10 protein-coding genes are annotated in these 10,766 nt (G+C 71.2%); 5 read left to right on the top strand and 5 right to left on the bottom strand.

Going from position 1 to position 10,766, the window contains the following annotated elements; translation table 11 throughout:
• Nucleotides 1-195: 195 nt before the first annotated feature.
• Together ABT137_RS40610 and ABT137_RS40605 are read left to right on the top strand one after the other, a co-directional pair.
• Entirely contained in the window at nucleotides 196-1,374 is a 1,179-nt protein-coding gene (locus ABT137_RS40610) for a 4-hydroxybenzoate 3-monooxygenase (protein WP_351716894.1), read from the top strand.
• A 195-nt stretch (nucleotides 1,375-1,569) separates the two neighbouring features.
• Nucleotides 1,570-2,451: a Bax inhibitor-1/YccA family protein gene (locus ABT137_RS40605; RefSeq protein WP_351716892.1), complete on the top strand. Its 882-nt coding sequence runs from the start codon at nucleotides 1,570-1,572 to the stop codon at nucleotides 2,449-2,451.
• A gap of 72 nt (nucleotides 2,452-2,523) precedes the next feature.
• Here the strand turns inward: ABT137_RS40605 and ABT137_RS40600 are convergent, their stop codons facing one another.
• Nucleotides 2,524-2,754: a DUF4287 domain-containing protein gene (locus ABT137_RS40600; RefSeq protein WP_093502087.1), complete on the bottom strand. Its 231-nt coding sequence runs from the start codon at nucleotides 2,752-2,754 to the stop codon at nucleotides 2,524-2,526.
• 118 nt (nucleotides 2,755-2,872) lie between these two features.
• On the opposite strand from ABT137_RS40600, the gene ABT137_RS40595 reads away from it, so the two are divergent.
• On the top strand, nucleotides 2,873-3,184 hold the full coding sequence (locus ABT137_RS40595; RefSeq protein ID WP_351716890.1) for a hypothetical protein: 312 nt from the start codon (nucleotides 2,873-2,875) through the stop codon (nucleotides 3,182-3,184).
• 151 nt (nucleotides 3,185-3,335) lie between these two features.
• Here ABT137_RS40595 and ABT137_RS40590 read toward each other — a convergent pair whose 3' ends face one another.
• The 3 genes from ABT137_RS40590 to ABT137_RS40580 all read right to left on the bottom strand — a co-directional run bounded on the left by ABT137_RS40590 (nucleotide 3,336) and on the right by ABT137_RS40580 (nucleotide 7,098).
• Nucleotides 3,336-4,118, bottom strand: coding sequence for a hypothetical protein (locus ABT137_RS40590; protein WP_351716889.1), 783 nt, complete (start codon nucleotides 4,116-4,118; stop codon nucleotides 3,336-3,338).
• Between the two features lie 272 nt (nucleotides 4,119-4,390).
• On the bottom strand, nucleotides 4,391-5,611 hold the full coding sequence (locus tag ABT137_RS40585) for an acetyl-CoA C-acetyltransferase (protein ID WP_351716887.1): 1,221 nt from the start codon (nucleotides 5,609-5,611) through the stop codon (nucleotides 4,391-4,393).
• A 389-nt stretch (nucleotides 5,612-6,000) separates the two neighbouring features.
• Nucleotides 6,001-7,098 carry an SGNH/GDSL hydrolase family protein gene (locus ABT137_RS40580; protein WP_351716885.1) on the bottom strand — a complete coding sequence of 366 codons (1,098 nt, stop codon included), beginning with the start codon at nucleotides 7,096-7,098 and terminating at the stop codon, nucleotides 6,001-6,003.
• A 150-nt stretch (nucleotides 7,099-7,248) separates the two neighbouring features.
• On the opposite strand from ABT137_RS40580, the gene ABT137_RS40575 reads away from it, so the two are divergent.
• Nucleotides 7,249-8,640 carry a cystathionine beta-synthase gene (locus ABT137_RS40575; RefSeq protein ID WP_351716883.1) on the top strand — a complete coding sequence of 464 codons (1,392 nt, stop codon included), beginning with the start codon at nucleotides 7,249-7,251 and terminating at the stop codon, nucleotides 8,638-8,640.
• A gap of 333 nt (nucleotides 8,641-8,973) precedes the next feature.
• Here the strand turns inward: ABT137_RS40575 and ABT137_RS40570 are convergent, their stop codons facing one another.
• Nucleotides 8,974-9,825 (bottom strand): helix-turn-helix transcriptional regulator, encoded by an 852-nt coding sequence (locus tag ABT137_RS40570; protein WP_351716881.1) that lies wholly within the window; start codon nucleotides 9,823-9,825, stop codon nucleotides 8,974-8,976.
• A gap of 147 nt (nucleotides 9,826-9,972) precedes the next feature.
• Here ABT137_RS40570 and ABT137_RS40565 point away from each other — a divergent pair, with 147 nt between their 5' ends.
• Nucleotides 9,973-10,734, top strand: a complete 762-nt coding sequence (locus tag ABT137_RS40565) for an SDR family oxidoreductase (protein ID WP_351716880.1) — start codon at nucleotides 9,973-9,975, stop codon at nucleotides 10,732-10,734.
• Nucleotides 10,735-10,766: the final 32 nt, after the last annotated feature.

The raw sequence follows: 10,766 nt of genomic DNA, 5'->3' as shown, positions 1-10,766 counted from the left end.
CCCGCCCGCCGCCGCGCCCGCCCCCCGCCGGCCGCCCCCCGCCCCCCCCCGCGCGGGCCCGGCGGCCGGCCGCGTGCGCCGCGTCGACATCGGGTGTCTCCATTGACATGGGGTATGACCGAGCGGAGACTCGGAGAAAGATGGTGAAGTAAATTTCACCAGGCGAACGCAGGTGAACGTAGAAGGGAACGACCGATGCGCACCACCGTCGGCATCATCGGAGCCGGACCCGCCGGGCTCCTCCTCGCGCGGCTGCTGCACAACGCGGGCATCGACTCGGTCGTCCTGGAGAGCCGCGACCGCTCCTATGTCGAGCACCGCCAGCGCGCCGGGATCCTGGAGCAGGGCACCGTGGACGTGCTGCGCGCGGCCGGCGCCGGGGAGCGCATGGACCGCGAGGGCCTGCGCCACGACGGCATCGAGCTGCGGTTCGCGAAACAGCGCCACCGCGTCGACTTCCCCGGCCTCACCGGCGGCCGGTCCGTGATGGTCTACGCCCAGACCGAGGTCTGCAAGGACCTCATCGCCCTCCAGCTCAAGGAGGGCGGCCCGCTGCTCTTCGAGGCGGAGGCGCTGGCCGTGGAGGGCGCCGAGAGCGACCGGCCGCGGATCCGGTTCCGGCACGAGGGCCGCGAGGACGTCCTGGAGTGCGCGTACGTCATCGGCTGCGACGGCTTCTGGGGCGTCGCCCGCACCGCGTTCCCCGAGTCCCTCTCCCGGGTCTTCGAGCGGACCTACCCCTACGCCTGGCTGGGCATCCTCGCCGACGTCGCCCCCTCCCACGACGAACTGGTCTACGCCCGCCACGACCGGGGCTTCGCCCTCCTCTCCATGCGCTCCCCGTCCGTCTCCCGCCTCTACCTCCAGGTCCCGGCCGACGCCGACGCCGAGGAGTGGACCGACGAGGCGATCTGGGACGAGCTGGAGCGGCGCTTCGAGACCGACGACGACTGGCGTCTGGAACGCGGCCCGATCACCCAGAAGTCGGTCACACCCATGCGGTCGTACGTCCACGAGCCCATGCGGCACGGCCGGCTCTTCCTCGCCGGGGACGCCGCCCACATCGTGCCGCCGACCGGCGCCAAGGGGCTGAACCTGGCGGTGGGCGACGTCGTCACCTTCGCCCGCGCCCTGGTCCACGAGCGGGAGACGGGCTCGCCGGAGCTGCTCGACGCCTACTCGGCGACCTGCCTGCGCCGCATCTGGCAGGCCGAGCGGTTCTCGTACGACATGACGAGCATGCTCCACCCCGGCCCCGGCGACACCCCCTTCGACGCCCGGCTCCAGCTGGCCCGGCTCGGCCGGATCGCCTCCTCCCGGGCCGCCGAGACCGACCTCGCGGAGGCCTACACCGGCTTCCCCCTGGACGCCTGACGGATCTCCGGCCGATTCCGGTCATGTTCCGGCTTCGTCATGGAATGAAGCCCTCCGTGGCCGGGAATCAGGGCTCCGCGTAGCGTGTTGCGCAGCACGGTGAGGGAAAGATCCTCCGCAGGTAGTAGGGTCAGTCTTTTGCCAATCCATTACTCTTGACGCCAAGGCCACGCAGAGTGGCCATGGAGGAGTGAAATGAGGAGCAGCAACCCGGTCTTCTCGCGACGGGGGTTCAGCCGCGACAACGGCTACGCGGGCTTCAACACCGCGCCGCAGGCCGGGTACGCACAGGGCAACCCGTACGCCCAGGGCGGCAACCCGTACGCGCAGAACCCCTACGCGAACAACCCGTACGCCCAGCAGGACCTCCAGCAGGGTGCCCCGCCGCAGGCCCCGGCCACCACCGGCCGGATGACGATGGACGACGTCGTCATGCGCTCGGGCATGACGCTCGGCACGGTCGTCGTCGGCGCGGTCCTCGCCTGGGCCCTGCTGCCGATCTCGTCCACCAGCTACGGACTGGCCGTCGGCTCCGCGATCATCGCGTTCGTCCTGGCCATGATCCAGAGCTTCAAGCGCACCCCGGTGCCCGCGCTGATCCTGGGTTACGCCGCCTTCGAGGGCGTCTTCCTCGGCGTCATCAGCGAGATGTACAACAGCCAGTGGAGCGGCGCCCCGTTCCAGGCGGTGCTCGGCACCCTGGCGGTCTCGGCCGCGACGCTGCTGGTCTACAAGGCCGGCTGGATCCGCGTCACCGCCCGCTACGCCCGTATCGGCATGGCCATCGCCATCGCCTTCGTGCTGGTCATGGCGGTCAACCTGCTGCTGGTCGCGTTCGGCGTCGCCGAGAACGGCGGACTGCGCAGCTTCGGCCCGCTCGGTGCGATCGTCGGCATCATCGCGATCCTGCTCGGCGCGTTCTTCCTGACCCTCGACTTCAAGCAGATCGAGGACGGCATCGCCTACGGCGCCCCGAAGAACGAGGCCTGGCTGGCCGCGTTCGGCCTCACCATGACGCTGGTGTGGATCTACGTCGAGATGCTGCGCCTGGTGGCGATCTTCAGCAGTAACGACTAGCCGCGCCAGGAGAAGTGAGAAGGGCCCCGGGGCACCGCCCCGGGGCCCTTCGCCGTCTGTGTGCGTGCGCGCCTAGAGAAGTTTGCGCGCGGCCCTCCTCAGGTCGTACTCATGGATCAACGCCTTCGCGTGGCCGTACGCGAGGTTGTGCTCGTGGCGGAGCCAGCTGACCTTTTCCTCGAAACGGAAGAGGGCCGGGCCTTCGTCGACGGTACGCAGCCAGTCGGACACTTCACGACCGGTGCAGTGGGGGATGCGGGCGAGCATGTTGCGATGGGTCTCCTCGGAGAAGACTTGGGACATCGGCGCCTCCGGTGCGCAAAGGGGGTTGTAGCCGGTCCTTCACGTCACCGTGCCTGAGTGTTGGCGTGTTGGCAACAGTCGTGACAGGACAGCCCGTGGCACGCGTTACGCTCACGGCGTGGTTGATACGACGCCTCTGACCCGTGCCGTGGAACACTTCGCCGACAAACTGAGGGCGGCACCGCAGAGCCGGCTGCAGCGGGGCGCCGCCGCCGAGGCGCTGGGACTGGCGAGGGAGTTGGCCCGGTGGGCGCAGGCCGTCGAGGAGCCGGGCGCGGAGAGCCGGGAGATGCCGGACGCGGGGATGTTCGCGGTGGCCGACCAAATCACGGTGGCCGGGAACGACTTGGCGGTGGTGCTGACGAACGACGCCGAGGTGGGGGATGCGGTGCGGCTGGTGGAGGAGGCGCAGAAGAGGGCGGGGGTGTGAGGCCGTGCGTTGTCGGCTGCGGCGCCGTCGTGGCTGGTCGCGCAGTTCCCCGCGCCCCTGAAGGGGCGCACTGCAGCGCCCCTTCTTTTGCTTTTAGGGGCGCGGGGAACTGCGCGAACAACCCCCGCGCACCCGCACCCGACGAAGCACCTCAGAGCGACGCTATGACCCGGTCCGCCAGGATGTAGACGTTCTCTTCCCCGCACGCGAACGTCAGCGTGTACGCGCCCGAGATCCCCGAACCGCCCAGCAGATACGGCGTCTCACCGGCGCCCAGGGCGGCAGCCAAGCGCTCCGCCGTCTCCCGGTGCCCGGGTGTCATGCACAGGGTCGTGCCGTCGGCGAAGACATAGACGTCCAGCGTGCCCAGCGGGCCCGGGCGGACGTCGGAGAGTTCGACCTGGGACTCGGCCAGCTGCTCCAGCGTCGCGACCGTACGCTCGTGGTCGTTCACCACCGGCGACTGCACCGGTACGAAGTCCGGGTGGGACGGGTGGCGGCGGCGGGCCGCCGCCAGTTCCGGGGAGTCCCCGGCGAACTCGTCGGTCTCCGCCGTCGGCTCGGCGACCGGTTCCAGGCCCACGAAGTCCGTCTGCCGGGGCAGGAACGGCTCCCCGTCCGCGAGGCCCAGCAGCGACGGCGCGTCGGAGGCGTCACGCGCCTCCTGTGCGGCCCAGAAGGCACGTGCCTCCGCCAGTTCCCGCTCCCGCTCCTCGGCCAGCGCCTCCGCCACGGCGGCGCGTATCTCCTCGGCGTCGGCATGGCTGCGAGCCGCCGGCATGAGGGCGCGCAAGGTCGCGGCCTGGTTCTGGGCGAGTTGGGTGTGCAGCTCGGCGACCTGACGGCGCAGCTTCAGTACGGTGCGCAGGACAGCGACGCCCACGGCGCCCGTGGCGGCCGTGGTGAGCAGCAAGGCGATCGGCATGGCGCTCACTGACGTACTCCCGGTTCAAAGTCGACCCCCGACTTCCTACATCAGCTTGAAGGGTGGACTATCAAGCTGTCAGTGCGTAACGTCACGAAGCGGACAGGACTTTGGCCCTGGGGTTTACCGGGACAACGGCGCTGACCTGCGGCGATATCTCCCCAGAGGGAGATAGGTCACATCCTGGGGGAGATTGGATCACAAATCGGCCCGGTGTTCGGGGTTTTCTCGAACACCGGGCCTTGTCGTCACGGTGGGTCCCGTGACGGTCACTCAGGGGTTCAGCTGAGGCGCTCGATGACCATCGCCATGCCCTGGCCGCCGCCGACGCACATCGTCTCCAGGCCGAACTGCTTGTCGTGGAACTGGAGGGAGTTGATGAGCGTGCCGGTGATGCGGGCGCCGGTCATGCCGAAGGGGTGGCCGACGGCGATGGCGCCGCCGTTCACGTTCAGCTTCTCCAGCGGGATGTTCAGGTCGCGGTAGGAGGGGATCACCTGGGCGGCGAACGCCTCGTTGATCTCGACCAGGTCGATGTCGTCGATGGTGAGACCGGCGCGGCTCAGGGCCTGCTTGCTCGCCTCCACCGGGCCGAGGCCCATGATCTCGGGGGAGAGGCCGGTGACACCGGTGGACACGATGCGGGCGAGCGGGGTCAGGCCCAGCTCGCGGGCCTTGGTGTCGCTCATGATGACGACCGCGGCGGCGCCGTCGTTCAGCGGGCAGCAGTTGCCGGCGGTGACCAGGCCGTCGGGGCGGAAGACCGGCTTCAGGCCGGCGACGCCCTCCAGGGTGACGCCGGCGCGCGGACCGTCGTCCTTGCTGACGACCGTGCCGTCGGGCAGCGTCACCGGGGTGATCTCCCGCTCCCAGAAGCCGTTCTTGATGGCTTCCTCGGCGAGGTTCTGGGAGCGGACGCCGAACTCGTCCATGTCCTGGCGGGTGACGCCCTTGATGCGGGCCAGGTTCTCGGCGGTCTGGCCCATCGCGATGTACGGGTCGGGGAGCAGGTCGTCCTCGCGCGGGTCGTGCCAGGTGGAGCCGGTCGACGCGGCGGTGGCGGCGGTGCGGGCCTGGGCCTCGGCGAAGATCGGGTTCGTGGTGTCCGGGAGGCCGTCGGAGCTGCCCTTGGCGTAGCGGGAGACCATCTCGACACCGGCCGAGATGAAGACGTCGCCCTCGCCGGCCTTGATGGCGTGCAGGGCCATGCGGCTGGTCTGCAGGGACGAGGAACAGTACCGGGTGATCGTGGTGCCGGGCAGGTAGTCCATGCCCATCTGTACGGCGACGATCCGGCCGAGGTTGTAGCCCTGCTCGCCGCCGGGGAGGCCGCAGCCGAGCATCAGGTCGTCGATGTCCCTCGGGTCCAGCTCGGGGACCTTGGCGAGGGCGGCCTGGATGATCGTCGCGGTGAGGTCGTCGGGGCGCAGGTCCTTCAGGGAGCCCTTGACGGCGCGGCCGATCGGGGAACGGGCGGTCGAGACGATGACGGCTTCGGGCATCTCACGGCTCCAATGAAGAAGGGGCGGCGCGCAGCGCCTCGTTGAGGGGTGGCGGCCGGGCGACGGGTGGGCGTACGGGGGTTGGCAGGGCCGCTTCGGAAGTTACCTGTACGTATGTCATCGGTCACCGGTGTCGGGGTGTGACACTGGCCGCACTTTCTAAGCGCTTGCTTGGTTGGGGTGGGAGTGCGTGGTCCGGTGCGGGTGCGTGGGGGCTGGTCGCGCAGTTCCCCGCGCCCCTGAAAGACAAAAGACACAGCTGCGGGCAGGCGTGCCTCCCCCAGTGCCTTAAGGGCCTGGGAGGTGCCCCCAGGCGGCACGGGTGGGCGCAGCGGCACCCTGCAAGCGCCGGTAAGCGTCCCCGCCCCCCGGCCCCAGCGCACGTCTTCCTACTCGGTCGTACCCGCCCTCGACCTCGCCTCCTCGGAAGCCGAGTCGGTTGGGAGGGTGGGCGGCTCGTCGACCTGGTGGCGCCGGCGCCGTTTCAGCAGGGCCCACGGTCCGCGCGGCCCCGTCGGCATCGCCGCCGTGACCTCCGTGCCGGCCTCGGCTGCCGCCTCCGCCGCGGCCCGGGCGACCGGCAGGAAGCCCTCGCGGCGGCTGACGTCGGGGCGCTCCTCCTCCGCCGGCCACAGGCCGAGGGCCGCGCAGACCGTCGGCAGCACCGCCATCGCCGCCGTGGCGTAGCCCTCCGCCGAGGGGTGGAAGTTGTCGGGGCCGAACAGCTCGCGGGGGTTGGCCGCGAACTCGGGGCCGAGCAGGTCGCCCAGCGACACCGTGCGGCCGCCCTGCTCCACCGTCCCGATCGTCTGGGCCGCCGCCAGCTGCCGGGAGGCCCGCCGGGCCAGCCAGCGCAGCGGCTGCCGTACCGGCTCGATCGTGCCCAGGTCGGGGCAGGTGCCGACCACGACCTCGGCCCCCGCCGTGCGCAGGCGGCGGACGGCCGCCGAGAGGTGGCGGACCGAGCGGGTCGGCGGCATGCGGCGGGTGACGTCGTTGGCGCCGATCATGATCACGCAGACGTCGGGGACGGGCGAGGCCGTGCCCAGCACCAGGGCGACCTGGCGGTCCAGGTCGTCGGACTGGGCACCGGGAAGGGCCACGTTGCTGAGCTCCACCGGGCGTTCCGCGACCGCGGCGAGGCCCGACGCCAGCAGCGCGCCCGGCGTCTGGGCGGCCCGGTGCACGCCCTGCCCGGCGGCCGTGGAGTCGCCCAGCATGGTCAGGCGGATGGGCGGCTCACCGGAGGCGTCGTATCCTCCCCCACTCTCGGCTTCGCCCGAGCGGGGGGACCCCCACCCGTAGCGGCCGTCCGCCGTCGGCACCCGGCCGCCGCTGTTGCCGTTGTGCACCGCCGTCCTGGCCATCCGCACCTCGGCCAGCACCAGGCCCACCGCGGCCGCGCCGACCAGCCCGACCCCGCCGCCGCCGTACGCCGCCCCGGCCGCGATCCGCCGGGCCACCCGCGCCCTCGACATGTTCGTCATGCGTCGCCGCCACCTCCTCGTTGCCGCTCATCCACTCCTTGCCCCGTACAGCCCGTGCGTCAATCTCAACGGGGAGTGAACCTCCGGAGCGGGGCCTTAGGCTGGCCACACCACTAGGACCACACCTTTTGCAAGCAACCGGAGACAACGGTGCGATTCCACGACTCGATGATCAGCCTCGTCGGCAACACCCCGCTGGTGAGACTCAACAGCGTCACCCAGGGCATCCAGGCCACCGTGCTCGCCAAGGTCGAGTACTTCAACCCGGGCGGTTCCGTGAAGGACCGCATCGCGCTGCGGATGATCGAGGCCGCGGAGAAGAGCGGGGAGCTTCAGCCGGGCGGGACGATCGTTGAGCCGACCAGCGGGAACACCGGGGTGGGGCTGGCGATCGTGGCCCAGCAGAAGGGGTACAAGTGCATCTTCGTGTGCCCCGACAAGGTGAGCACCGACAAGATCAACGTGCTGCGGGCGTACGGCGCCGAGGTCGTCGTCTGCCCGACCGCCGTCGACCCGGAGCACCCGGACTCGTACTACAACGTCTCCGACCGACTGGTCCGCGAGACGCCCGGCGCGTGGAAGCCGGACCAGTACTCCAACCCGAACAACCCCCTTTCGCACTATCACTCGACCGGCCCCGAGCTGTGGGAGCAGACGGCGGGGAAGATCACCCATTTCGTGGCGGGGGTCGGGACCGGCGGCACCATCTCCGGTACCGGGCGCTACCTGAAGGACGCCAGTGACGGCCGGGTGCAGGTCGTCGGCGCCGACCCGGAGGGCTCCGTGTACTCCGGCGGGTCCGGACGGCCGTACCTCGTCGAGGGTGTCGGCGAGGACTTCTGGCCGACCGCCTACGACCGGACCGTCGCCGACGAGATCGTCGCCGTGTCGGACAAGGACTCCTTCCAGATGACCCGGCGCCTCGCCAAGGAGGAGGGCCTGCTCGTGGGCGGCTCCTGCGGCATGGCCGTCGTGGCCGCGCTGCGGGTGGCCGAGCGGCTCGGCCCGGACGACGTCGTGGTCGTGCTGCTGCCGGACAGCGGCCGTGGCTACCTGAGCAAGATCTTCAACGACGAGTGGATGGCCGACTACGGCTTCCTGGAGGACGAGGGCCCGAGCGCCCGCGTCGGCGACGTGCTCAGCGACAAGGCCGGCGGCTCCATCCCCTCCCTCGTCCACATGCACCCGGACGAGACGGTCGGGCAGGCCATCGAGGTGCTGCGCGAGTACGGCGTCTCGCAGATGCCCGTCGTCAAGCCGGGCGCCGGCCACCCGGACGTGATGGCCGCCGAGGTCGTCGGCTCGGTCGTCGAACGCGAGCTGCTCGACGCCCTGTTCAGCAAGCGCGCCTCCCTGGAGGACCCGCTGGAGAAGCACATGTGCGCCCCGCTGCCCCAAGTCGGCTCCGGCGAGCCGGTCGCGGACCTGATGACGGTGCTGGGCGCGGCCGACGCCGCGATCGTCCTCGTCGAGGGCAAGCCCACCGGTGTGATCAGCCGGCAGGACCTGCTGGCCTTTCTCGCCAAGGGCGGCAAGCACTAGCGAACCTCCGGTGAACAGCCCGTGACACGGGGGAACTTGCCGTTTCCTATCCGAGTGGTGGACTTCGCGGAAGTGGTACGAGCGTGTCACGTGCGCGCAGCACCCGCTTAACACGGGTCCGGCAGATTAGTGGGTGTCGGCAGGGCGGGAGCGGCTCCCCGCCTCGGCCGACACCGAACGTCCAAGGACCTCCGGAGCGGCTCCCGGACCTCCATGGACGCCTGGACGCGCAAGCCCGGCCCTGACCCGGCTGCCGTCCCTCGCGGGGACCGCCGTCGTCCCGCCCCCCGGTAACGGGGGTGCGGCGGTCCCCGCGCATTACTTTTCCCGGCCTCAGCCGGTCGTCGCCCAGCTCCCCAGCAGCGCCAGTCGTTCCGCTGTCTCCGAACCCGGCTCCGGGGTGTACGCCACGATGGTCTGGTCCGGGTCGGTCGGGACCGTGAGGGTCTCGTAGGGGAGGGTCAGCAGGCCCGCCACCGGATGCTGGATGCGCTTCGTGCCGTACGCGCACTCCTTGACCTCGTGGTCCGCCCACAGCCGGCGGAAGTCCGCGCTCTTCAGCGAGAGTTCGCCGACCAGCGCGGCCATGCGAGGGTCGTCGGGGTGGTGACCCGCGTCGATGCGCAGGTTGGCGACGGTCTGGGCGGCGACGGCGGCCCAGTCCGGGTAGAAGCCCGCGGCCGCCGGGTCGAGGAAGACCTGGCGCGGGATGTTCCGCTCGGCCGGGGCCAGGGCGCTGAACCCGTTCACCGCGTCGCCGAGCGCGTTCCAGGCCAGGACGTCCATCCGGCGGCCCAGCACGAAGGCGGGTGTCCGCTCCATGCCGTCCAGCAGCAGTTGTACGCCGGGGCGGACGCGGGGGCCGGCCGGGCGCCTGGTGCCCTTCTTCTGCGGGCGGGCCACCGTCAGCAGATAGGCGTGCTCGGTCTCGTCCAGGCGCAGCACGCGGGCGATCGCGTCGAGCACCGCGTCCGAAACTCCCCCAGACTTCGTCCGGGAGGGGCCCCCAGGGCCACGGCCCTGTTCGAGGCGGATGTAGTAGTCGACGCTCACGCCCGCCAGCTGCGCCACCTCCTCGCGGCGCAGGCCCGGTACGCGGCGCCGCCCGTGCGAGGGCAGCCCCACCTCCTCGGGCTGGATGCGGGCGCGACGCGAGCGCAGGAAGTCTCCGAGTTCCCCGTCCATGGGTTCGATCGTAGGGGAGTCGCGTCCTTCCAACCTGGTTCTGCCAGACCCAGGAAAAGCTCAGCCCTGGGTAGGCCGCCCGGCCCCGGCGAGTGTGGAGACACGCCACCGGGGCAGTCCCGGCGGCACTTCACCAGGGAGTACCTCATGTCGTACGACAACCTGTCCGGCCGTACCGCCGTCGTCACCGGCGCCGCCAGCGGGATCGGGGCGGCCGTCGCCCTGCGGCTCGCCGAGTCGGGCGCCCGGGTGGCGCTGCTCGCCCGGCGCGCGGACCGGCTGGAGACGGTCGTGGCGAAGATCCGGGCGAACGGCGGGGAGGCCCTCGCCGTCGTCGCCGACGTCACCGACGACGCCTCCGTGCAGGCGGCGGCCGACGCCGTGCACGCGGCCTACGGGAGCGTCGACCTCGTCGTCAACAACGCCGGCGTCATGCTGCCCAACCCCGTCGACGACGGCCGGATCGACGAGTGGCAGCGCATGCTCGACACCAACGTCACCGGTGTGCTGCGGGTGCTGCGGGCCTTCACCGGGGACCTGGTGGAGGCCGCGGCCGAGGGCCGTACCGCCGACCTCGTCAACGTGTCGTCCATCGGCGCGCACGTCGTCTTCCCCACCTTCGCGGTGTACGGCGCCACCAAGGCCGCCGTCACCTTCCTCTCGCAGTCCCTGCGCGCCGAGTTCGGGCCGCGGGACGTGCGGGTCACCAACGTCGAGCCGGGTCTGACGGACACCGAACTCGGCACGCACATCGACGGCGAGGAGCTGCGCGAGCAGGTCGCGGGCATGTTCGACGGGATGGGCGCGCTGGCCGCCGAGGACCTCGCCGACCTGGTCGGCTACGTGGCGAGCCGCCCCCGACACGTCAACCTGCGGCAGGTCGTCGTCCAGCCGACCCGGCAGGTGTGAGGCGGTCGGCCCGGCCCCGGCTCGGGCCCCGG

Origin of the sequence: Streptomyces sp. NPDC001980, from assembly GCF_040296885.1 — a bacterium.
Taxonomy (GTDB): domain Bacteria; phylum Actinomycetota; class Actinomycetes; order Streptomycetales; family Streptomycetaceae; genus Streptomyces.
Note: the sequence above shows the minus strand (reverse complement) of the source record. Positions and strands in the feature narration are given on the sequence as shown.

Coding starts and splice junctions, on each gene's coding strand:
- ABT137_RS40585 (WP_351716887.1), bottom strand. CDS start 5,611: ATGCCCGAAGCCGTCATCGTCTCGACCGCCCGTTCCCCGATCGGCCGC.
- ABT137_RS40605 (WP_351716892.1), top strand. CDS start 1,570: ATGAGGAGCAGCAACCCGGTCTTCTCGCGACGGGGGTTCAGCCGCGAC.
- ABT137_RS40570 (WP_351716881.1), bottom strand. CDS start 9,825: ATGGACGGGGAACTCGGAGACTTCCTGCGCTCGCGTCGCGCCCGCATC.
- ABT137_RS40600 (WP_093502087.1), bottom strand. CDS start 2,754: ATGTCCCAAGTCTTCTCCGAGGAGACCCATCGCAACATGCTCGCCCGC.
- ABT137_RS40580 (WP_351716885.1), bottom strand. CDS start 7,098: ATGACGAACATGTCGAGGGCGCGGGTGGCCCGGCGGATCGCGGCCGGG.
- ABT137_RS40565 (WP_351716880.1), top strand. CDS start 9,973: ATGTCGTACGACAACCTGTCCGGCCGTACCGCCGTCGTCACCGGCGCC.
- ABT137_RS40610 (WP_351716894.1), top strand. CDS start 196: ATGCGCACCACCGTCGGCATCATCGGAGCCGGACCCGCCGGGCTCCTC.